This window comes from Pelagimonas sp., assembly GCF_058892305.1.
In genome coordinates this window covers 1-20,840 of record NZ_JBZXVN010000039.1, presented here as the reverse complement: position 1 = coordinate 20,840, position 20,840 = coordinate 1, and the positions used below count along the sequence as shown (strand labels likewise).

The window sequence follows — 20,840 nt, the reverse complement described above, 5'->3', positions numbered from 1 at the left end:
TTTGGTGTCACACCCCTAAAAGGTCGCGCAATGCCTCAAGCGCTGCGCGATCTTTGCCCTCAAGCTGAGCTATTCGACTGCGGAACAGCGTCGCTTGTGAGCGAAGGACCGGCTCTTCGTCCAAGATTTTCAGGTGATTGGCCCGCAGGGTTTCGCCGCTCGACGTGATGTCGGCCACGGCTTCGGCAGTGAGGTTCTTGACCGTACCTTCGGTTGCGCCCTGACTATCCACCAACTGATAATCCGCCACGCCACCGCGATGCAGATAGTGACGCACCAACCGGTGATACTTCGTTGCGATCCGCATCCGAAACCCGTGTTGCTCTCGAAATGCCGCTGCCGCTGCATCAAGATCATCCAACGTGTTCACATCAACCCAGCAATTTGGCACCGCGATGATCAGGTCCGCGTGGCCAAAACCAAGTTCGGCCAAGGGTTCAACTTTCTGATCCCATTGCACCAGCTTTTCTTGGATCAGGTCCGTACCGGTCACCCCCAAATGGATGCGTCCCGCCGACAATTCGCGTGGGATTTCCCCGGCCGAAAGCAGCACAAGTTCAACGCCTTCAACACCATCAACGGCCCCGGCATATTCCCGGTCTGACCCGGTCCGGGCCACACTCACACCGCGCGCGCCAAACCAGTCAAAGGTTTTTTCCATCAACCGCCCCTTGGACGGCACCCCCAGTTTGATGCTCATGACCGTGTCTCCAGACCAAACAACAGATCGGGGCGCACAACGCCGCCCACCGCCGGAATTTCACGCCCGCGCCCCAAACGACGGGTCAGTGCATCATAACGGCCACCGGTCGCCACGGCGGGCATACCCGGTTGGGTCGACAGCAAGCCAAAGACAAAACCGTCATAATACTCCATCGAGGTCCGACCATAGCTGGCTTCAAAATCAAGCTTGTCCACATCGACACCACGCGCCGCCAAAGCCTCGCTGCGGCGGGCGAACCGCTCAACCGCATTGTTCATCGCCGGAAGATCAACAGCGATGTCACGCAGTTGTTCCAAGGCAAAGGTGCAAGTTTCCGAAACCTTGAGCACGCTTTCGATAAGCTCAACCTGACTTTTGCATAGCGGGGCGTCTTCGGCGTCGGCCTTGAGAGCGTCCACCCGCGCGCGGATTTCCGCCTCGGACCGCATGCCGTTAAAGGGCCCGGCCTCGGCAAAGGGGTCCGTGGCCGCCAACAGTGCCGCGCGTGATGGTGGCACCGGGGCACGCCCAGAGAACCGATCCAACAAGGCGCGGAACCGGCGTGGCCGCCAGATGTGGCGCATCAAGGCCGCTCGCCGCCGCTCAGACGTCTCTAACCCCTGCACCGCGGCCGTCAAAATACCGATATCGCCGGTGACCGCGCGCAGCCCATAACCGGCCAGCGTTTCGGAAAACAGCGCGAAAACCTCGGCGTCGGCTGCCTCTGGGTCTTCGCGATCAAAGACCTCATAGCCAACTTGAATGTATTCAGACGCGCGCTCAGGATGCTCTTCCTGACGACGAAAAACCGGCCCACTATAGGTATAGCGCGCGGGTTCCGCCCCCTCATCCATATGCTTTTGCACGACCGGAACGGTAAAGTCCGGGCGTAACATCACTTCGCCACGCGCCGGGTCGGACGAGACATAGGCGCGGGTGCGCACGTCTTCGCCATACAGGTCAAGAAAAGTTTCCGCCGAGAGCAGAATATCGCATTCCAGCGCCTCCGCCCCAGCGGATTGAAAGGCCGCCTTGAACGCGGCGGCCTTGGCGTTGATTTCAGTCAGGCTCATGAATTCAGGTCCAAAATCTCGCGCACCTTAGCGACCAATTGGTCACGCGGCACTTCGTATTGGCTGGGGCGCTCTTTCCATTCCTCAAGCGTGGCATTCTCGGCGATTTTCGCACCAAGGATCAGGTCTTTGATCTGCACCACACCGTTTTCATGTTCATCCCCGCCCTCAATAACCGCCACCGGGCTTTGACGTTTATCGGCGTATTTCAACTGGTTGCCGAAATTCTTGGGATTGCCCAAATAGACCTCGGCGCGGATGCCTGCATTGCGCAGCTCGGCGACCATGGTCTGGTAATCGGCCATGCGGTTTTTATCCATCACGGTCACGACAACCGGCCCCGCCGCCACGGTGCCACCAATCCGGCCCTTTTCGCGCAAAGCCGCCAAAAGGCGATCGACACCTATCGACACACCGGTCGCAGGCACTTCTTGGCCAGTGAACCGTTTGACGAGATCGTCGTAGCGGCCACCTCCGGCAACCGATCCGAATTGCCGCTTGCGGCCCTTTTCATCGAAGATTTCGAAAGTTAATTCCGCTTCGAAAACGGGCCCGGTGTAATAACCGAGGCCGCGAACAATACTTGGATCGATTTGAATTCGATCAGGGCCATAACCTTGTGCAACAAGCAAGTCCGAGATGTCTCTGAGTTCTTGAACACCTTCTTGGCCTTCGGTTGAAGGTCCTACGATCTCAAGTAGATAGGCAAGAACTCGGTTTGTAAGAAGTTGACCGGATTGGGGAGAATGGTGTTCCTTTCTTGCTCTTCCTGGCCCACGCTCAATATTCCACACCTGAAGCAAGGCACCATACCCGTCTTCATCGTTGGACATAGTATCCATCTCGTTTTGGATACGATCCAAAACATTTTGCTTCGCCAAAAGGAATTGAAGAACCGGCTCCGCCTGATCCGCGCTAAGCCCAACACCGTCGATATAGGCCCCGGACGCATCCAAACGCCCCTTGCCCAAAAGCTCGCGCACACCGGCCTCGCCCACCTTGTCGAACTTGTCGATGGTGCGCAGCACATCTGCGGCCTGAGCATCATCTGTGACGCCCATCGCTTCTAGCACGCCGTTCAAAACCTTGCGGTTATTGACGCGCACCACATAATCGCCGCGCGGAATGCCCACGCGTTCCAACGTGTCGGACAACATCGCGCAGATCTCGGCATCCGCCGCGACATTCGCCGCGCCAACCGTATCCGCATCACATTGATAAAACTGACGATACCGCCCCGGTCCGGGCTTTTCGTTGCGCCAAACCGGCCCCATCGCATAGCGGCGGTAAGGCAGCGGCAGGTCATTGCGGTGCTGCGCGTAAACACGGGCCAAAGGCGCGGTCAAATCATAGCGCAATGCCATCCACGTTTCGTCTTCATCCTGCCAAGCAAACACGCCTTCATTGGGGCGATCCACATCCGGAAGGAACTTGCCCAGCGCTTCAACCGTTTCAACGCCTGAACTTTCCAGCGCATCAAACCCGTATTGATGGTAGACCTCGGCAATCGTTTTGAGCATGTCTGCGCGTTCGGTCACCTCAGCGCCGAAATAGTCGCGAAACCCCTTGGGCGTCTGTGCCTTGGGGCGGGGAGCTTTTTTAACTTTGGCCATGGTCTCTTCCGGGTTCAAAATCCGTTGTGCCCCCTCTACCCGCTTGGCCCCCTCGGGGCAAGCAAAGCCCGGCCTTATTGCCCGGCACTTGTGTTGAAATGGTTGTGTCGACTGGGGGCAGGCACTATCTGACCCTTAACGCAAAGGATCTCATATGACCGACATCACACATCTCGAAGAACGCATCGCGCATCTGATGAAAACGGTGGATGAGCTGTCGGACACCGTTGCCCGTCAGGACAAAGAGCTTTCGACATTGCACGACCGGGTTCTAATGTTGATGGCCCGCGAGGCCGAGCGCGCCGCCCAAGGTGGCGATGGTGGCGGCGGGGTGATTATCGGCGATGAACGCCCGCCGCATTGGTGATCACAACTGGCGTCAAGATTTGATATCCATCGCCTCGACGCCGCCATCGTGAAGCAAGAAATTCTTCCATCGTGGGCTGCCGCCAAAGCGTTCGTAAACGGTCACAAACACCGTATCTTTGCTGAGCTTTTTCATCTTGCTGCCACAGGGTTTACCCTTGCCAACCCGGCACACCCGCGACTTAACCTTTTCATAAGCCCTATCGGTTTCCGAGGTGGGCAAGGTCGCCCCGGCTGGACCGTAGTGGATGGCCTCATAGCTTTCTGGAGAGGCGAACAACACCAGTGCCGCGCTAAACACCCGCGCACAGCCATCATCAAACCCGGTCAAGTAAAAGCTGCGCTGCCCGGTGGCCCCCGGCGTGCTGTCATATAGGGTATAGCCGCGTCCGCGCTCCGGCCATTGTCCGGCCTTCTTGCCCATTTGCGACGGGTTGGCCCCGCACACACGGGCGATTTTGCCATAGGGCAAGGTGGTGCCAAGCGCCACTTGTTCGTAATCAGGGTCGCCGGGTTTGGGGCCTTTGCTCCGTTTTGGCTTGCTTGCGCGCTCACTGCCACCGCCAGAAAAACCAAAAAGCCCCTTCTTTTTCTTCGCAACTGGCGGCGCTGCGACCTCGGGTTCGGGCAAGGCGGCCAAGACCAGCGGCGCGGCATCAGTTGGGCCATCCTCGGTTTCAACCACAGCAACGGTACCTGCCTCCGGGTCCAACGCCTGACCGGCGATGTCTTCGGGTGTATCCCCTGTGTCAGTCGCGCTTTTGACAGGCGCGCTTTTGGCCTCATCGGCTTTGCGTTTCAAAAAGCCCATCAACCCTTTGGAGGGTTTTTCACTTGGCGTAACCGCCACGGGGGCTTGGTTAACCAAGGCCTCATCCACGGCCGCGTCAATCGGCGCGGCAAGCGCATCGGCTTGCCCTACGGATGTATCCACCTCGACATCGCTCAACTTTGGCATGCCTTTCAACGGGTTGCCGCAACCGGCCACAACAAGCGCAAGCGCCAGTGAAATGATGATACGGTGCATAATGCCCCCCTTGCCCACCGCGCACTTCTAACGCATGGCGATGGGCGGCGTCCATAATACGCCCGTATATGGTGGCGAAAAACCGCGCCTAGGCTCTGATGCCTACAAAACGACACCCGGTTTCGTGGCCGAGGCCGACCGGCTGCGTTGGGTCGCGCACAGACACATCCATGCCTGCGCGCGCATGTTTTAGGCCGTTAAACCTTCTGGTTCGCTTAGACCATTGGCGCGACAGCACGCGGTCAACGTATTGGCCAGCAAACAGGCGATGGTCATTGGGCCAACGCCACCGGGCACTGGCGTGATCGCACCGGCCACTTCGGCACAGCTGGCATAATCGCAATCACCAACAAGGCGCGTCTTGCCTTCGCCCTTTTCCGGGGCATCAATCCGGTTGATGCCAACGTCAATCACGGTAGCACCAGGTTTGATCCAATCACCTGTCACCATTTCGGCGCGGCCAACGGCGGCGACAACGATGTCCGCCTGTTTGCAAACCTCTTGGATGTCTTTGGTGCGCGAATGCGCGATGGTCACGGTACAGCTATCGCGCAGCAACAGGTTGGCCATCGGCTTGCCCACAATGTTGGATCGCCCAACGACAACGGCGTTTAGACCAGACAAAGAGCCATGGTGATCACGCAGCATCATCAAACAGCCAAGCGGCGTGCAGGGCACCATGGATTTCTGACCGGTCGACAAAAGGCCAACGTTGGAAATGTGGAACCCATCAACGTCTTTGGCCGGATCAATGCGGTTGATCACCAGATCTTCGTTCAAGTGTCCGGGCAAAGGCAGCTGAACCAAAATTCCATGCACCGCCGGGTCGGCGTTGAGCTTATCAAGCAGCGCCAGCAGGTCTTCTTCGGACGTATCCACATCAAGCTTGTGCTCAAAGGAATTCATACCGCATTCGACGGTCATCTTGCCTTTGGACCGCACATAGACTTGGCTCGCGGGGTCTTCGCCAACCAGAACCACCGCCAAACCGGGGGTGATACCGTTTTCTTCTTTAATGCGGGTCACATGTTCGGCCACTTGGCCACGCACTTTGGCCGCAAAGGCTTTGCCGTCGATCACAGTCGCTGTCATGTCATATCCTCTTAGATATCCGTCCGCGCATAGGCGTCTCGGTAGTGTTCCATCTGCATACGGGTCGCCAACACGGCGTTCTTCATCAATGTCGCCACGGTCACCGGGCCGACACCGCCGGGCACCGGCGTGATCCAACCCGCCACTTCGGCACAGCTGTCGAAATCGGCGTCCCCAACGGTTTTGCCACCTTCGGGCGTTTCGATCCGGTTGATGCCGATGTCGATCAGTGCCGCGCCGGGTTTGAGCATATCGCCCGTCACCAGACCGGGTTTGCCCACCGCCACAAACACCGCATCTGCGGCGCGGCTGTGCATGGCAACGGACCGGGTCATGTGGTGGCACACGGTGACCGTCGCCCCAAGACCCATCATCAAAAACGCAATCGGCTTGCCGACGATCTCAGAATGCCCAATCACGGTGACGTTCAACCCTTCCATATCCATGGGCAGGGTTTTCAAAATCTCAACCGCCGCAACGGCGGTACAGGGGCCAAGTGCCAGATCGTTATAGACAATATTTCCGATCGAGGCCGGGTGCATGCCCTCTACATCCTTGAGCGGATGCACCATTTTTTGCAGCACTTTCACCGGGATGTGTTCGGGCAAAGGGCGTTGAATGATGATACCGTTGACACGCGGATCGGCGTTTAACCCCTGCAAAATGCCTGTCATCTGCTCAAGCGAGGTTTCGCTAGGGTAATTGCGCGCTTCAAACTCAACCCCGGCACTATTCGCCTGCCGTTGTTGGTTGCGCACATAAAGCTCGGCCGCGGCGGTATCTCCCACACTGATCGAGACCAGCTTGGGCGCCCAGCCCGCGTCGGCCAAGGCGGCCGCGTCTTTGGCGACCGCGGCGCGCATGTCTGCTGCGATGGATTTTCCGTCAATGAGTGCAGCGCGCATAGCTTGCCTTTCAGTCTAGTTTGATCGTCTGCGCCTCGCGCGCAATCGACCAATCAATCAAATGCCGCCAAAGCACCTCGACCAACTCCGGGTCTAGCTCTTGCTCGACAGCGGCGGCTTTGACCTTGGTCACAACATCTTCGACACGGGCGGGAATATTGGCGGGTAACCCAACGCCCGTCTTGATTTCAACGGCGCGGTCGATATAGCCCATCCGCGTTTTCAACAGGCTAATCAGGTCGCGATCCAGCGCATCAATCTGAGTGCGCAGGGTCGCCATATCAGGGCAATCGGCGGGGTCTAACATGCTGTGTCCATCCAAAGATTTCACAGCCATGCCCTACCCCGCCAAACGCCTTTTCGCAATCAAATCGTTCCGGTCTTTTTAGAACAGACCTTCGACCAGACCCTCTTCGTTGATGCGGATATTTTCCGCCGCAGGTTTGCGGGGCAGGCCCGGCATGGTCATGATTTCACCGCAGATAACGACAATAAACCCGGCACCCGCACTTAGGCGAACCTCACGCACCGGAACCGAATGGCCGGTGGGTGCTCCGCGCAAATTTGGATCTGTGCTAAAGGAATACTGGGTTTTCGCCATGCAAACTGGCAAATGACCATACCCGGCCTCTTCCCAGGCGCGCAGTTGATCGCGGATTTTCTTGTCGGCAATCACCTCGTCCGCCCGATAGATCGAGGTTGCAATACGCTCGATTTTCTCAAACAGCGGCAGATCATCTTTGTAAAGCGGTGCGAATTGCGACACACCTGCGTCGGCGATTTCGGCGACGCGGGTGGCAAGCGCCTTGGTACCCTCAGAGCCTTTTTCCCAGTGCTGGCACAGGATCGCTTCTGCGCCTTGGGTTTCCACATAGTCGATAACCGCCTGCACTTCGGCATCTGTGTCGGTGACAAAGTGGTTGATGCCCACAACCACCGGCACACCGAATTGCTTGAGGTTACCGATGTGGCGACCAAGGTTTGCACAGCCTTCGTTGACCGCATCCACGTTCTCGGCCCCTAGGTCCGCTTTGGCCACGCCGCCGTTCATTTTCATGGCGCGGATGGTCGCAACCAGAACCACACAATCGGGGGCAAGGCCGGCCTTGCGGCACTTGATGTTCATGAACTTTTCAGCGCCAAGATCGGCCCCAAAGCCCGCTTCGGTCACAACATAATCGGCCAATTTCAGCGCGGTTGTTGTCGCGGTGACCGAATTACAGCCATGCGCGATGTTGGCGAATGGCCCGCCATGCACAAAGGCCGGGTTGTTTTCGAGGGTCTGAACAAGGTTCGGTTGCATCGCGTCGCGCAGCAGCACGGTCATCGCGCCATCGGCCTTGATGTCACGGGCATAAATGGGTGCGCGGTCACGGCGATAGGCGACGATCATATCACCCAGACGGGTTTGCAGATCGGCCAAGTCTTTGGCGAGGCAGAGGATCGCCATGACTTCAGACGCCACGGTGATGTCAAACCCGGTCTGACGCGGGAAGCCGTTGGCAACACCGCCAAGCGAGGTCACGGTATCCCGCAGTGCGCGGTCATTCATGTCAAGCACACGGCGCCATGTCACGCGGCGCTCGTCGATCTCAAGCTCATTGCCCCAATAGATGTGGTTGTCGATCATCGCCGACAAAAGGTTGTGCGCCGAGGTGATCGCATGGAAATCCCCGGTAAAGTGGAGGTTCATTTCCTCCATCGGCACGATCTGCGCCATGCCACCCCCGGCGGCGCCGCCCTTCATGCCAAAGTTGGGACCAAGCGAGGCTTCGCGGATACAGACCATGGCGTTTTTGCCAATGGCGTTTAGACCGTCACCCAGACCAACGGTTGTTGTGGTCTTGCCTTCGCCCGCGGGCGTTGGGTTGATCGCGGTCACAAGGATCAGTTTGCCGTTTTCACGATCCTGAACCGAGTTGATGAACTCTTGGCTGACCTTGGCCTTGTCATGGCCGTATGGCAGCAAATGTTCGGCGTCGATGCCAAGCTTGGCGCCAATTTCCATGATCGGCTTTTTCTTGGCCTCACGGGCGATTTCGATGTCGGTTTTAAAAGCCATCAGTGCGATCCCTGTCGAAAAAATTGTGTCGTTGATCCACGCATATCGTGGGAAACGACAAAGGGTGACAGCGAATCCGACATTTCTAGGCGTTGTAGCGGCGCGACGAAGCGCGGCGCGGAGCGGATCGGAAACGCATGTCTCCGACCCGCACGTTTTGTTACTTGGCCTCGGGGGTCCAAGCGCGTTGATCAGGGATGTGCAAACGCAGCTTGTCGCCGACCATCAACACACCCGGACGTTCCACCCAAGCGGTCACACCGCGCCGATTGTTGGCGGCGGGTTTGAACTTGGGACCATATCCCGGCATATCGGCTTCGATCTCTTTGCCGGGGAAAATACAGGGGCGATTGTTCATATCTATTATGATGGTCGTGCCATTTTCGGCCTGAAGCCGGGACGATGGCGGGACAAAGCTGAAATCTGCAATTCCTTCGATCACCAAAGTCGCGCCGAGATAAAGCGGATCAAGCGCTTCGATCCCCATATCGGCGGCAATCGCGTTTAGCTCTTCTTGCGACAAAACAGAAAGCTGGCGCACATTGGCGATCTCGGTGCCGCGTTCATGTTGTGATGTGACCCGGCTACACGAGGGCCGCGTGCGACCGCCGTGCTTTTCACCTTCTGGCCCATCCCAGCCCAAAGTGAGGCTATCCGAAGCAACAGCACGCAGACCGTCGCCATCCGGCACAGCCCCGGCCCATGTAATGGTTGCATAATAGTCGGTCGGTTTCAGGGCGGGCATATCATGTCCTTTTCGCGCGTCATGTGCCGCGAATAGACCGATGGAGCCCGGATTTGACAAGGCCACAGTTAGCAAAACATCGGCCATTTGCCGCACAGATTTTGTCAGACTTGAAACATGCCCTTAGGCAGGGCGCGTCAACGTCATAAACATCCGCCGGAACGGGAATAGCACCGTTCCATCCTCGGCCTCTGGATAGGCGGTGCCGATCACCGCCTCATAGGCTGCGATCAATCGAGTTTGTTCAGCCTCGTCCAAGGCTTGCAAAATCGGCAAGCCATAGGTGGACTCGGTAAACCGTCGCACCGGATGGCCGGTCTGGACCGGCTCCAACACCTGATAGTATTCGGTTTCCCACAAGGTTAGATGACCCAGCGGCGACAACAGGTGGTGATAGCTTGCTGGCAACATCACATCAGGGCCGGTTGCGAAATCTATGCGACCGGGCCAAAACTCTTCTGCAAGACTTTTCCAGATGTGATGGGATGGGGCGTTGTTTTGGTGGGGCATTTGCACGGCCAGCGTACCGCCCGGCTTCAAGAGGCCCATCAGCCGTGGCAACACATCTTGATGGTTGTCCACCCATTGCAACGCTGCGTTGGAAAAGATCAGCGCCGGGGCATCCTCCGGTGTCCATGTGCTGATGTCCGACGACACCAAGCTGTCATAGCTTCCGGTTTTTTCCGCCTCGGCCAACATTTCGGGGCTGTTATCGACCCCGATGAGGTCCCGGCCAAGCCCTTTAAGGGCCTCGCCAACCGCTCCGCTGCCACAGCCAAGATCCACAATCACCCCGTCAGGCAACGCAGGCAGCGCGTGGATCAAATCAATAGCAGGGCGCAAACGAACCCCTTTGAACCGTTGATAGGCCTCAGGATTCCATTTTGCGCCCTGCTCTGTCTTCATGCGTTTGGTTCCGGCTCCATGCCGCCATCACCCGATGGTTTGGCTTTGGATTTGGTTTTGGGAATCGCGGTCAGGCTTGGCTTGTCGGCCTCGGCACTGCCACCGTTGTCATCATCATCCGCATGGGGCGGCTCACCGCGCATAACCCGTTGGATTTCCTCACCGGTCAGAGTTTCGTATTCCAACAACCCCTGTGCCAGACGTTCGAAATCCTCTTCGCGTTCCAAAATGATCTCGCGCGCGCGCTCATACCCGGTTTGGATAAAGCCACGAACCTCTTCTTCGATCAGCTCTTTGGTATGGGCCGACACCGAAAGACCGGCGGTATTGCCCTGATAGCCCTCAGCGGCTTCGCGGTAATCAATATTGCCGATCTTTTCCGACATACCCCATTGTAACACCATGGCCCGCGCCAAGGCAGATGCCTGTTGGATGTCACCTGCTGGACCGTTCGAGACCTGATCCTCACCATATTTGATGATCTCAGCCGCCTTGCCCGCCATAGTCATGGCAAGCCGCTGGTGGCATTCATCTTTGAACATGTTCAAACGGTCAATCTCAGGCAGGCTCATCACCATGCCCAAGGCTCCGCCGCGCGGGATGATCGTCGCCTTATAAACCGGGTCACATTTGGGCAGGTGAATCCCAACCAGGGCGTGACCGGCTTCGTGATAGGCTGTCATTTCCTTTTGCTCATCGGTCAAAACCATGCTGCGGCGCTCGGCGCCCATCATGACCTTGTCTTTGGCCTGTTCGAAATCTTCCATGGTCACAAACCGGCGACCGACACGCGCGGCCATCAGCGCCGCTTCGTTCACAAGGTTAGCGAGATCGGCCCCCGAGAATCCCGGTGTCCCGCGCGCGATGATGCGCAAATCAACATCTGGGCCAAGTGGGATTTTGCGCGCATGCACGCCCAAAATCTTGTCACGGCCTTTGATGTCTGGGTTCGGCACGGTGACCTGACGGTCAAAACGACCCGGACGTAGCAAAGCAGGGTCCAAAACATCGCGACGGTTGGTGGCCGCAACGATGATCACACCTTCGTTGGCTTCAAACCCGTCCATCTCAACAAGCAACTGGTTGAGCGTCTGTTCGCGCTCGTCGTTGCCGCCGCCGTACCCTTGACCACGGGCGCGGCCCACGGCGTCGATTTCGTCGATGAACACGATACAAGGTGCGTTTTTCTTGGCCTGTTCAAACATGTCGCGCACGCGGCTTGCACCGACACCCACGAACATTTCAACAAAGTCAGACCCCGAAATTGTAAAGAACGGCACGCCCGCTTCGCCCGCGATGGCCCGCGCCAAAAGGGTTTTACCCGTACCGGGAGGGCCAACAAGCAAGGCACCCTTGGGGATTTTACCACCAAGACGCGAGAATTTCTGCGGGTTGCGCAGGAATTCGACGATCTCTTCAAGCTCTTCTTTGGCCTCGTCGATTCCGGCGACATCATCAAAGGTCACGCGGCCGGCCTTTTCGGTCAAAAGCTTGGCCTTGGATTTGCCAAAGCCCATCGCGCCACCTTTGCCACCGCCTTGCATGCGGTTCATAAAGTAGATCCACACACCGATAAGCAGCAGGAAGGGCAGCAAGCCAATCACAAAGGCCTGAAAGCCGGATTGTTCCTGTTGTTCGGCCCATGTTGGTACGTCGTTCTCGATCAAAAGCTGCGTGATCTCATGATCTTCGGGCTTGATGGCGACATGGTCAGATCCATCTTTGGTGCGATAGCGAACTTGTTCACCATCAATAACGACTGAGTCGACAGACTTGCCCTCAACAGCGGCGACAAACTCAGAATAGCTTGCCTCCTTGCTTTGAAGGGTGTTTCCACTGCCGGAAAACAGGCTGAAAAGAGCAAGGATCAGAACGAAAAGAACGATCCAGAAAGCGATATTACGAGCGTTGCCCAAGGAAGATCCCCCAAGTGACGGCAAAAGAAATCGGGTGCGCGGCGCGCACTCCGGGCGTTGTGTCACAACATAGACATGAAACGCGCCACTTCAATGCGAAAGAAGGAAGCGCTCAAAGCTGTGGCTGCGGTACAGTTGAACGGTTGGCCCCTCGCCGATCCCCAAGGGGTCACAGGCGCGCAATTGCCCCGCCTCCCAAAGGGCCGGCAAGCTTCGTGCAGCGTGATAAGGTACTGTCATTGCTTTCTTATCTGCAATCTGCTGCCACCCCTCTTCGCCCAAGGGGGCAACCAATTGCCCGCCTTTCAAGGGCGCCACGAGAGACCAGCGATGGTCCCAAACCGCGCCCTGATTGGGCCCAAGCCGCCAATCCTGTATGGCATTCAACTCAGGAAATATTCTCAAATTTTGATGTTCCACCCTGATTTCACAGCCCATCAGAGTGCCATGCCCACCAGAAAGCGCCAGTTCGAGCACTGAGTCCAAGGCGGACTCACGCGGGCGATACCCCTTCCCCGAGACATATTGCAGCGCCGTCGCCATCACACGCAGCTGCGTTTCGCGCTCGATCTCGGCCAACTTGTCGCGATCAAACAATATGTCACCGGTCGGACCAAATTCTGTGGAACCCTCGCGCCCCACCTGCCGCCAAACATCAACCGCCCGGCGTCGCAACGCCTCTTGCGCGCGCCTTAGGCGGTTGGCGGTTTCGGCCAGCCGATCAACGCCCAACCCCTCGTCCTCCAACTGAACCAGCAATTGGCGCATTTTCACACGATCATATTTGGTGTCATCGTTTGATGGATCATCGGCCCATGGGGTTTTCAGAACCGTCAAATAGTGCCGCAACTCGGAACGCCGCATATCAAGACAGGGGCGCAGCAGTTCAAACTGACCATCGGCCCCAACGACGTCGCGTCGGGCAAGCATTGCCGACAACCCATCAACACCCGACCCACGTTTGAGACGCATCAAAAAGGTCTCGGCAAGGTCATCACGCGTGTGCCCCACCAAAACATGACGCATGTTACCACGCCATGTGTCGAAAATCTCAAGCCGTCCAATGCGGGCCTGATCTTGGAGATTGCCCTCGCCAGTCCACTGCCACTTGTGCGTGTCATGCGGCCAGCCAAGGGTTTTGCATTCCGCCGCAACCATCGCCGCTTCGTCGCTGCTTTCGGGGCGCAGGCCATGATCAACGGTCACCACCCGAAGCTTCACGCCCCAGACTCGCGTCCAATTATGTGCAAGCGCCAACATGGCCATGCTGTCGCCGCCGCCCGATACGGCCAAGCCAATCTCATCGGGAAAATCCGGGCCCAAAAGCTGACCCATCGCCTCGGCAAAGCGCTGGTCCAGATTGGGCAGGTCTTGGGTCACTGGCAGCCGAGGTCCGCGCGGCTTTGGGTGGCATTGGCGATGAAATCTGACCCCGGATAGCGGCCCGCAACTTCGCGCAAGGTCACACAGGCCTCTGGGGTGGACCCCAGTTTCCCAAGTGACACCCCCAAACGCCAGAGCGCTTCGGGTGCGACCTGATCATCGGGGAACCCCGAGTAGGCGTTTAGGTAACGGCGCGCCGCTTCTCGCGTGTCGCCCTGCCCGTCCAAGGCACGGCCTTCGCCAACAAGCGCCGCGGATTCCAGCGGGCCTAGCGGATAGGTTTCGCGAAAGACCGCAAACATCTGCGCCGCAGCGGCAAAATCACCGGCGTTCAACGCCTTTTGCGCATCAAGGAAATCGGCCTCTTCGCTCACTGCCAACTCACCGGCTCCAACCGGCAAACCGTCGGTCGGTTCGGCAATCGCCGGGGCGGGCGTGCTCACTGGAACCGCATCGCCGCCCAACATGGTCGTCTTGCCAAGCGTGCCAATATCGCAGCCCGGCTCCAATTCGCACAACCGAAACTCCAGATCGCCAAGGCGATTGGTGCCATCGCTTGTCACCCGCGAAATCCGGTGCTCCAGCTGTTCGGCCTTGGCCGTGATCCGCTGAAGCTGGGTTTCAATGGATGTGATGCGTTCCAATTGGTCACCGGCAATGGTCACACCACTACCGCCAGTGGTACTAAGCTCGCGCTTAAGCTTTTTCAGCTCAACAGATAAAACCACCATATCCTGACGAATATCCGCCAGTGTTTCGGCGCTGTGGGCCTGTCCGGCAGCACCGCCAATCAGCAGGGCCAGAACCGGCCCAAAGGCAAACGAAACCCGCATGCGTTACCCCGTCAAACCAGCCGATAGAATGGTCACAGCGCGGCGGTTTTTGGCGTAACACGCCTCGGCCGAACAGATCTCAAGCGGGCGTTCTTTGCCGTAGCTGACAAATTTCAAGCGGCTCGATGGCACGCCCTTGGACACCAGATATTCCATCACCGCATTGGCACGGCGCGCGCCTAGGGCAAGGTTGTACTGGCGGGTGCCTTGTTCGTCGGCGTGGCCTTCGATCACAGCGAGATAGTCGGAGTTCACCGCCAACCACTGGGCCTGACGGTCAAGCGTCGCGCGCCCTTCGGCGGTTAACGAGGATTGATCAACCAAGAACAACACTCGGTCACCGACCCGTTGCTGAAAATGCGCGACAGACGTCGGATCATCGGCGCTACCTGGGGCATAGCTTGTGGTTGGGGCATTGGTATCAAGGCCCGCGCCCGCGCCACCTTGACCATCGCCAAAGCGATCCGGGCTGGTACAGGCCGCCAGACCAAGGGCCGCCACCAGCAATGCTGCTTTTGGGAAATATGTCATGTCTCTCGTCCTGCTCTCTCTTCTTGGGCGCAGCCTATCACAGCTCGTCGCCAGCGGGAATCCGCTTCGTTGTCTTGTGCAACCCGCTGCCGAAAAACGCGCTGCGGGCTATTGAAGCGGCCCCCAACTTGGGTCCGATCCACCGGCTGGCGTACGCACCCGCTTCAAGTTGCGCCCCGAAATATCCACTGAATACAAGGCCGAAGCCCCCTGTGCGCCCTGCGTTTCACGCGCAAACATCAACACACGACCATTTGGGGCCCAGCTTGGACCCTCGTCCAAAAACGACGCTGTCAAAAGGCGTTCTTCTGATCCGTCCGTCCGCATCACACCAATGTGAAAACGGCCTTCGTTCTGCTTGGTAAAGGCAATCAGATCATTGCGCGGTGACCAAACCGGCGTTCCATACCGCCCTTGGCCAAAGCTGATCCGCACCGCTTCGCCGCCATTGGCGGGCATCACATATAGCTGCTGAGTGCCGCTGCGATCGCTTTCAAACACGATTTGGCTGCCGTCTGGGCTATAGCTTGGTGCCGTTTCGATCGCAGGCGATACCGACAAACGGCGCGTTGCGCCGCTGGCCACATCCATCGCCCAAATATCGGTGTTCGACCCTTGGGTCAGCGAATAGACAACCGTGCGACCATCGGGCGAGAACCGCGGCGCAAAGCTCATGACACCGTCATTGGCCTGCAAAATCCGGCTGCGCACATCGCCCACCGTCAAAACATGCACCCGTGGGAAACCGGTTTCGTAGCTCGTGTATAAAACCCGATCGCCCGAAGGCGAGAAACGCGGGGCCAAAACGATGGACTGGCTGTCGGTCAAGTATTGAACATTGGCCCCGTCGAAATCCATCACCGCAAGGCGCTTTTGACGTTCATTCTTGGGGCCGGTTTCGGACACAAACACCACGCGGCTGTCGAAATACGGCGTTTCCCCGGTGAGACGGGCATAGACCTGATCGGCAACCTTATGCGCCAACCGCCGCCACCCATCCGCCGTCGATGCAAACTGCATCCCCTCGCCAAGCTCTTGACCGGCAAAAACGTCCCAAACCCGGAATTTCACGATGATCCGACCGGTGCCATCGGTGCTCACTGCGCCGGTGATCAACGCTTGCGAATTGATCGCCTTCCAATCAGCAAATTGCACCGGAGCACCAAAGCTCGACACGGTACTGATATGGGCATCGCGGCCAATTTCGCGAAACAACCCGGTGCCGGTAAGATCGTCGGCAATCACCCGGCTGATGTTCTCCGAATGCGCCATCGCGTCCGAGCTTTCGGGCACAAAATTGGGCACCGCATAGGGCATCGGCTCGACCACACCGCTATCAAGCGTCAGGCGTAGCGGCTCTTGGGCCGAGGCCATGAAAGGGGTCAGCATCAGCGCCAAAGCCAGCACCATGTGTGCAAAGCCAGATAATCCCAAGCGGATATGCATGATCGTCCCTCCTTGGGAACTGCTCTGTCGGTCGTGGCCGGGTCTATGCCCGGTTGTCCGCACCTTAACCAAACTTTTACCGGTAACAAACACTCTTGCGCGGCCCAATTGGCGGGGAATTGCGCACGTCATCACTCAGCGCAGTCGCATCTGCGACGGATCAAAGGTCATTTCGACCCGTTTCCAATGGTCATATTTTTCCACCGGAAGGTCGTAACCGGTGTTCTGACAGCGCAAAACCGCACGGCGTGCCGATTGGAAGGCTGCCTCAAGCGCGCCACCGCTGCCGCCTTGGGATGAAATCATTTGTAACGTGCTGGGCACAACTTTGCCGTCGCGATCAAGCTCGAACCCGACGGTCACGGTGACATTGGCCGACTGTGACCCAACATCAACGACCCAACAGGCCTCAACCGCCAGCTTCAGCCCCTCTTTTTCACCGCGTGTCATTGGCGGGCCCGATGGGGCCTCATCATCGCTGCCCCCGGCTAGGGCTTCGGCCAAGGCTGCGTTCAAGGCATCATCGGCGCTTGGCGTTGCCGGGCTTGGCTCCGCTTCGGCCGCGGGCGCGGGTGCTGCGGCTGCAACACTTTGAGGGCGCGCCTGTGGGCGCAAGGATTTTGTCACCGCGCCCGAGGGTTTTTCGGCCTCGGTCACGATCTCGGTTGTGGCTTCCTCTGGCGCTGTGGCCTCTTGGCTGTCTTCGACCACATCCGGGCTCTCGGCATCGGGCGCGGCGGCGCGCTGGGTTTCCTCGGCGACAACGGTATCAGGCTCTGGCGGCGCAACAGGTTCCGGGGCCACGCGCGGGGCCGGACGCGGTTTTGGGCGCAAAGAACGCGTCGGGGCGGCCGAACTTGGCAAAGGCGCGGGTTCCGGTGCCGGCGGCACATCAGGCTCAGGTTCCGGCGGGATCAAAACCGGCGGCGTATCGACGACCTCGGCCGGGGTTGGCGGCGTGGGCACAACCGGCAACGGCTCGGGCGCAGGTTGTTCCGGCACCGGCTGTGGCTCGGGCTGTGGCGTCGGCTCGGGATCGGGTCGCGGCGTTGGCCGAACTGGTTCCGGCTCTGGCTCGGGTGGCGGCGCGGGTTGGTCTGGGGCTGGCTGTGGGGCATCGGGGGCCGGGCCGCTTGGGTTCGGCTGGGTCAGCGCGGCAAACTCAGCCTCGGAAATCACCGACACATTGGCGACCTCCATCTCTGGTGGGGCCGACTGAAACAGCCCCCCAAACAGCAACCATCCGATTGCCAGGGCATGTGCCCCACCTGATATATAAAGCCCACGTTGCACGTCAGCGCCCTTAATTATCTGGGCCGTTCAAGGCCGGGCCACCCACATCGGTCACCAAACCGATTGAGGAAAACCCACCTGCATTCAACGCCCCCATGATCTGGGCGACGTCTTCGTAAGGCACCACGCCGTCGGCGCGCAGGTACACCCGGTCATCGCTGCGCTCTGCCGCAATGGCACGCAGGCGCGGGATGAGATCTTCGCGACTGATTTCGGTGCTTTGGATCAGCACAGTGCCATCGGCGGCAATCGAAACGGTCAGCGGCTCTTCGGTTTCCTGAGGCAAAGCTTGGGCGGCGGTCTTGGGCAATTCCACCGGCACACCCACGGTCAATAGCGGCGCCGCAACCATAAAGATGATCAGCAACACCAACATGACGTCCACAAAGGGCGTGACGTTGATTTCGGACATCGGCGCGGCTTTACCCCGACGCCCGCGTCTGCGACGGCTCCCGCCACCACCACCGTTTTTCATGACACCCGCGCCCATGGCTTAGGAATCCAACTGGCGGCTAAGGATGGTCGAAAACTCGTCAGCAAAGCTTTCGTAGCCCGCGATAATGCGGTCACTATCCGCCGATAGCTTGTTGTAAAACACAACCGCCGGGATCGCGGCCATAAGACCAAGACCGGTCGCCAAAAGCGCCTCGGCAATGCCCGGTGCCACAACCACAAGCGATGTGTTCTGTTGTTGGGCGATTTCGATAAAAGCGTTCATGATGCCAAACACCGTGCCGAATAGACCAACGAACGGCGCGGTCGACCCAACGGTCGCCAAAACCGGCAACCCTTTTTGCAAGGCCTCCGCTTCTTTTTGAATGGTTACATCCATGGATCGGTCAATCCGGCTTTGGGCATTGGCGATCAAACCACCATCATCGCGATGGCTCCGGCGCCATTCCATCATACCGGCGGCAAAGACCCGTTCGGCCCGGCCTTTCGGTTCAACCCCGATCTGATCGAACAACTCGTCCAGCGGCTCACCGGACCAAAACGCCTTGTCGAAACTATCGGCTTCCTTGCGGGCCTTGCGATAAGACATCAGCTTGTCGAAAATGATCGCCCACGACCAAACCGAGGCGATGATCAACATCAGCATAACCAGTTTGACGGTAAGTGTGGCGCGCGCGAATAGACCCCACATGGAGAAGTCGATCTCCTGCGCCAGGGCAAGCGTTTCTGCTTCCATGAACCTGCTCTTTTTTCCTGTCGGCCCTTTAAAACTTTGCGTTTCTGGGCTCTGATTAACAGCACTGTTAGCGTATTTGCAGGGGAAAGGCTACTGTCTGCGCGTCAAATCGCGCATTTCCGTCATGACCGGCAATTCCCCGCCAGAGAATACCGTCAACACGTCTTCTTTTCACAAATATCTCGGGGTGAAGTGTCCGTCGGCCAAGGGGGGCGTCGCAATTGCCGCTCGGAGGAATGGCGCAACATCGCCCCCCCTCAAAATCCGTGCACGGATTTTGCCCGCCCGCAGAAGGCAATGCGATCAACTATATGTACCGATTAATGTACCGATTTGCGCAATTGCTTAGGAAGCCGCGTCGGTTGCCCCTCAAGCGTCATACAAACCGCCGTCACCTCGGCGCGAAACACCACTTCACCTTCGCGCAACACCTCTTGGCCCATGACCAATCGCACGCCGCCCATGCTGCGCACGTCGGTTTGCACAATCAGCTCGTCATCATACTTGGCCGCAGATAGGTAATCGGCCTCAATACGGCGCACCACAAACACGATGCCCTCTTCACGCATCGTGTTTTGATCAAGCCCCATAACCTTGACCCAATCCGAGCGCGCGCGCTCGATAAATTTCAGGTAGTTGGCGTGGTAAACGATCCCGGCCATATCGGTGTCTTCGTAATAGACGCGAACAGAAAAGCGGTGGGTCATGATGTGGCTCCGGTTTGGTCGACCAACCCATTGCAAATCAGAGCTGTAGGCGCAACTGCAGGCCGCATTTCTGCAAAGGTTTTGGTATCCTACGAAATCCCTGACGCGTCTCGTCAGCGCAGGCACCATTTTGACAGAACTGCGAACGCCTAACACAAAGGATTAGTCTGACTTGGTAGAACTTATGTTCAATAAGTGACGCTATTCTGACAGCTGGTCAACGATAGCGCATGTCCAAGACGGCTATTCCAACAAAGATCACGCCTCCAACCACAAAAGCGTATGCAAAGAATTTGAACAACCCACCCAGAGACTGAAAATACGCTTTAGTATATCTTGCCAAGAAATCCATTTCATCTCCATATCCTCTGCTCGCCGGATTAAGGTCATGTATTGGCGCCCTGTCGATTTGGGGGTCAGTTCAGCCCCATTCGGAATGGCCCGGATACAAAGTGAGTAAATTTGATTACTTTCAACCGCCATTTACCACACCTCTTGTGATTTTGCCGCCTTAAGGGCAAGAGTTGTGCCAACCAACGCCCGGATCATATACCATGAATTTTGACCTCGCCTCGCAACCTCAATTCGTCCAGAATATGGTCGAATATGCCATGCAGTCGTGGGATTTTGCCAAAGGTTGGCTGCTCTCCCCGGCGGCGTGGTCGCAGTTCGGTCTTTTGATGGCCGCCTTTGGCGCGGCTTGGTTCCTATCCAAACGCCTGCAACCGCTTTTGGAAAAATTCCTAACTCCGGAAGCGGGTAAAACCTCAATCCTTGCGACGATCCGTCGGTTTTTCCTGATCTTCGTACCGCTGCTTTTGCCGCTGTTGGCATGGGCCTTTACCGGCATCGGCGAACAAATGACCCGCGCGCTGTTTGGCTCTGGCGCGGTGATCGCCTTTGGCAAACGCGTCTTCCTATTCCTTGCCGCGCGCATTCTGGTCAATGAGATCATCCAAGACGGTTTGTTGCGGGTGCTGGGCAAGTTCATCTTGCTGCCGATCATGGCGCTCTACACCCTTGGTTTACTCGATGACGCCACCGCCCGCC

20 protein-coding genes and 1 pseudogene are annotated in these 20,840 nt (G+C 57.9%); 2 read left to right on the top strand and 19 right to left on the bottom strand.

Annotation, left to right across the window (positions count from 1 at the left end):
- Nucleotides 1-7: 7 nt before the first annotated feature.
- From hisG to hisS, 3 genes are read right to left on the bottom strand one after another with little or no spacing between them, the layout of a single operon-like run.
- Entirely contained in the window at nucleotides 8-700 is a 693-nt protein-coding gene (hisG, locus tag AC5EFR_RS16070) for an ATP phosphoribosyltransferase (protein WP_493576796.1), read from the bottom strand.
- Nucleotides 697-1,776: an ATP phosphoribosyltransferase regulatory subunit gene (locus AC5EFR_RS16065; protein ID WP_493576795.1), complete on the bottom strand. Its 1,080-nt coding sequence runs from the start codon at nucleotides 1,774-1,776 to the stop codon at nucleotides 697-699. The genes hisG and AC5EFR_RS16065 overlap by 4 nt, the downstream gene beginning before the upstream one ends.
- On the bottom strand, nucleotides 1,773-3,389 hold the full coding sequence (gene hisS, locus AC5EFR_RS16060; protein ID WP_493576794.1) for a histidine--tRNA ligase: 1,617 nt from the start codon (nucleotides 3,387-3,389) through the stop codon (nucleotides 1,773-1,775). The genes AC5EFR_RS16065 and hisS overlap by 4 nt, the downstream gene beginning before the upstream one ends.
- A gap of 154 nt (nucleotides 3,390-3,543) precedes the next feature.
- On the opposite strand from hisS, the gene AC5EFR_RS16055 reads away from it, so the two are divergent.
- The gene (locus tag AC5EFR_RS16055; RefSeq protein WP_493576793.1) at nucleotides 3,544-3,756 is read left to right on the top strand and encodes a SlyX family protein; all 213 of its coding nucleotides are present in this window, start codon (nucleotides 3,544-3,546) and stop codon (nucleotides 3,754-3,756) included.
- A gap of 12 nt (nucleotides 3,757-3,768) precedes the next feature.
- Here AC5EFR_RS16055 and AC5EFR_RS16050 read toward each other — a convergent pair whose 3' ends face one another.
- From AC5EFR_RS16050 to ybgC, 16 genes are all read right to left on the bottom strand, one after another.
- Nucleotides 3,769-4,782: a hypothetical protein gene (locus tag AC5EFR_RS16050; RefSeq protein ID WP_493576792.1), complete on the bottom strand. Its 1,014-nt coding sequence runs from the start codon at nucleotides 4,780-4,782 to the stop codon at nucleotides 3,769-3,771.
- Nucleotides 4,783-4,971: 189 nt separating this feature from the next.
- Nucleotides 4,972-5,874 (bottom strand): bifunctional methylenetetrahydrofolate dehydrogenase/methenyltetrahydrofolate cyclohydrolase FolD, encoded by a 903-nt coding sequence (folD, locus tag AC5EFR_RS16045; RefSeq protein ID WP_299929572.1) that lies wholly within the window; start codon nucleotides 5,872-5,874, stop codon nucleotides 4,972-4,974.
- Nucleotides 5,875-5,885: 11 nt separating this feature from the next.
- Nucleotides 5,886-6,779: a bifunctional 5,10-methylenetetrahydrofolate dehydrogenase/5,10-methenyltetrahydrofolate cyclohydrolase gene (locus AC5EFR_RS16040; RefSeq protein ID WP_493576791.1), complete on the bottom strand. Its 894-nt coding sequence runs from the start codon at nucleotides 6,777-6,779 to the stop codon at nucleotides 5,886-5,888.
- Between the two features lie 10 nt (nucleotides 6,780-6,789).
- On the bottom strand, nucleotides 6,790-7,116 hold the full coding sequence (locus AC5EFR_RS16035) for a chorismate mutase (protein ID WP_493576790.1): 327 nt from the start codon (nucleotides 7,114-7,116) through the stop codon (nucleotides 6,790-6,792).
- 48 nt (nucleotides 7,117-7,164) lie between these two features.
- Entirely contained in the window at nucleotides 7,165-8,841 is a 1,677-nt protein-coding gene (locus AC5EFR_RS16030; protein ID WP_493576789.1) for a formate--tetrahydrofolate ligase, read from the bottom strand.
- 160 nt (nucleotides 8,842-9,001) lie between these two features.
- A complete protein-coding gene (locus AC5EFR_RS16025) occupies nucleotides 9,002-9,586 on the bottom strand; it encodes an MOSC domain-containing protein (RefSeq protein WP_493576788.1) in 585 nt (194 codons plus the stop codon).
- Nucleotides 9,587-9,709: 123 nt separating this feature from the next.
- A complete protein-coding gene (locus tag AC5EFR_RS16020) occupies nucleotides 9,710-10,492 on the bottom strand; it encodes a methyltransferase domain-containing protein (protein WP_493576787.1) in 783 nt (260 codons plus the stop codon).
- Nucleotides 10,489-12,408 (bottom strand): ATP-dependent zinc metalloprotease FtsH, encoded by a 1,920-nt coding sequence (gene ftsH / locus AC5EFR_RS16015; RefSeq protein WP_493576786.1) that lies wholly within the window; start codon nucleotides 12,406-12,408, stop codon nucleotides 10,489-10,491. The genes AC5EFR_RS16020 and ftsH overlap by 4 nt, the downstream gene beginning before the upstream one ends.
- 90 nt (nucleotides 12,409-12,498) lie before the next feature.
- On the bottom strand, nucleotides 12,499-13,788 hold the full coding sequence (tilS, locus tag AC5EFR_RS16010; protein WP_493576785.1) for a tRNA lysidine(34) synthetase TilS: 1,290 nt from the start codon (nucleotides 13,786-13,788) through the stop codon (nucleotides 12,499-12,501).
- Nucleotides 13,785-14,624 (bottom strand): tetratricopeptide repeat protein, encoded by an 840-nt coding sequence (locus AC5EFR_RS16005; protein ID WP_493576784.1) that lies wholly within the window; start codon nucleotides 14,622-14,624, stop codon nucleotides 13,785-13,787. The genes tilS and AC5EFR_RS16005 overlap by 4 nt, the downstream gene beginning before the upstream one ends.
- Nucleotides 14,625-14,627: 3 nt before the next feature.
- On the bottom strand, nucleotides 14,628-15,155 hold the full coding sequence (gene pal, locus AC5EFR_RS16000; RefSeq protein WP_493576783.1) for a peptidoglycan-associated lipoprotein Pal: 528 nt from the start codon (nucleotides 15,153-15,155) through the stop codon (nucleotides 14,628-14,630).
- A 108-nt stretch (nucleotides 15,156-15,263) separates the two neighbouring features.
- Nucleotides 15,264-16,565 (bottom strand): Tol-Pal system beta propeller repeat protein TolB, encoded by a 1,302-nt coding sequence (tolB, locus tag AC5EFR_RS15995; protein ID WP_493576803.1) that lies wholly within the window; start codon nucleotides 16,563-16,565, stop codon nucleotides 15,264-15,266.
- Between the two features lie 171 nt (nucleotides 16,566-16,736).
- Nucleotides 16,737-17,894, bottom strand: a complete 1,158-nt coding sequence (locus tag AC5EFR_RS15990; RefSeq protein ID WP_493576782.1) for a cell envelope biogenesis protein TolA — start codon at nucleotides 17,892-17,894, stop codon at nucleotides 16,737-16,739.
- 10 nt (nucleotides 17,895-17,904) lie between these two features.
- Nucleotides 17,905-18,384: a protein TolR gene (tolR, locus tag AC5EFR_RS15985; RefSeq protein WP_493576781.1), complete on the bottom strand. Its 480-nt coding sequence runs from the start codon at nucleotides 18,382-18,384 to the stop codon at nucleotides 17,905-17,907.
- 3 nt (nucleotides 18,385-18,387) lie between these two features.
- The gene (gene tolQ / locus AC5EFR_RS15980) at nucleotides 18,388-19,083 is read right to left on the bottom strand and encodes a protein TolQ (RefSeq protein ID WP_299929604.1); all 696 of its coding nucleotides are present in this window, start codon (nucleotides 19,081-19,083) and stop codon (nucleotides 18,388-18,390) included.
- 320 nt (nucleotides 19,084-19,403) lie between these two features.
- Nucleotides 19,404-19,790, bottom strand: coding sequence for a tol-pal system-associated acyl-CoA thioesterase (ybgC, locus tag AC5EFR_RS15975; protein WP_493576780.1), 387 nt, complete (start codon nucleotides 19,788-19,790; stop codon nucleotides 19,404-19,406).
- 554 nt (nucleotides 19,791-20,344) lie between these two features.
- Here ybgC and AC5EFR_RS15970 point away from each other — a divergent pair.
- A pseudogene (locus AC5EFR_RS15970) lies at nucleotides 20,345-20,840 on the top strand (mechanosensitive ion channel family protein); the annotation flags it as partial.

Excerpts from the sequence above, each read along its gene's own strand:
- AC5EFR_RS16050 (WP_493576792.1), bottom strand. The coding sequence starts at position 4,782 with ATGCACCGTATCATCATTTCACTGGCGCTTGCGCTTGTTGTGGCCGGT.
- tolQ (WP_299929604.1), bottom strand. The coding sequence starts at position 19,083 with ATGGAAGCAGAAACGCTTGCCCTGGCGCAGGAGATCGACTTCTCCATG.
- AC5EFR_RS16055 (WP_493576793.1), top strand. The coding sequence starts at position 3,544 with ATGACCGACATCACACATCTCGAAGAACGCATCGCGCATCTGATGAAA.
- tolB (WP_493576803.1), bottom strand. The coding sequence starts at position 16,565 with ATGGTGCTGGCTTTGGCGCTGATGCTGACCCCTTTCATGGCCTCGGCC.
- AC5EFR_RS16025 (WP_493576788.1), bottom strand. The coding sequence starts at position 9,586 with ATGCCCGCCCTGAAACCGACCGACTATTATGCAACCATTACATGGGCC.
- AC5EFR_RS16065 (WP_493576795.1), bottom strand. The coding sequence starts at position 1,776 with ATGAGCCTGACTGAAATCAACGCCAAGGCCGCCGCGTTCAAGGCGGCC.
- AC5EFR_RS16040 (WP_493576791.1), bottom strand. The coding sequence starts at position 6,779 with ATGCGCGCTGCACTCATTGACGGAAAATCCATCGCAGCAGACATGCGC.
- ybgC (WP_493576780.1), bottom strand. The coding sequence starts at position 19,790 with ATGACCCACCGCTTTTCTGTTCGCGTCTATTACGAAGACACCGATATG.
- AC5EFR_RS16030 (WP_493576789.1), bottom strand. The coding sequence starts at position 8,841 with ATGGCTTTTAAAACCGACATCGAAATCGCCCGTGAGGCCAAGAAAAAG.
- AC5EFR_RS16020 (WP_493576787.1), bottom strand. The coding sequence starts at position 10,492 with ATGAAGACAGAGCAGGGCGCAAAATGGAATCCTGAGGCCTATCAACGG.
- hisG (WP_493576796.1), bottom strand. The coding sequence starts at position 700 with ATGAGCATCAAACTGGGGGTGCCGTCCAAGGGGCGGTTGATGGAAAAA.
- hisS (WP_493576794.1), bottom strand. The coding sequence starts at position 3,389 with ATGGCCAAAGTTAAAAAAGCTCCCCGCCCCAAGGCACAGACGCCCAAG.
- AC5EFR_RS16035 (WP_493576790.1), bottom strand. The coding sequence starts at position 7,116 with ATGGCTGTGAAATCTTTGGATGGACACAGCATGTTAGACCCCGCCGAT.
- folD (WP_299929572.1), bottom strand. The coding sequence starts at position 5,874 with ATGACAGCGACTGTGATCGACGGCAAAGCCTTTGCGGCCAAAGTGCGT.
- AC5EFR_RS16005 (WP_493576784.1), bottom strand. The coding sequence starts at position 14,624 with ATGCGGGTTTCGTTTGCCTTTGGGCCGGTTCTGGCCCTGCTGATTGGC.
- tolR (WP_493576781.1), bottom strand. The coding sequence starts at position 18,384 with ATGGGCGCGGGTGTCATGAAAAACGGTGGTGGTGGCGGGAGCCGTCGC.
- pal (WP_493576783.1), bottom strand. The coding sequence starts at position 15,155 with ATGACATATTTCCCAAAAGCAGCATTGCTGGTGGCGGCCCTTGGTCTG.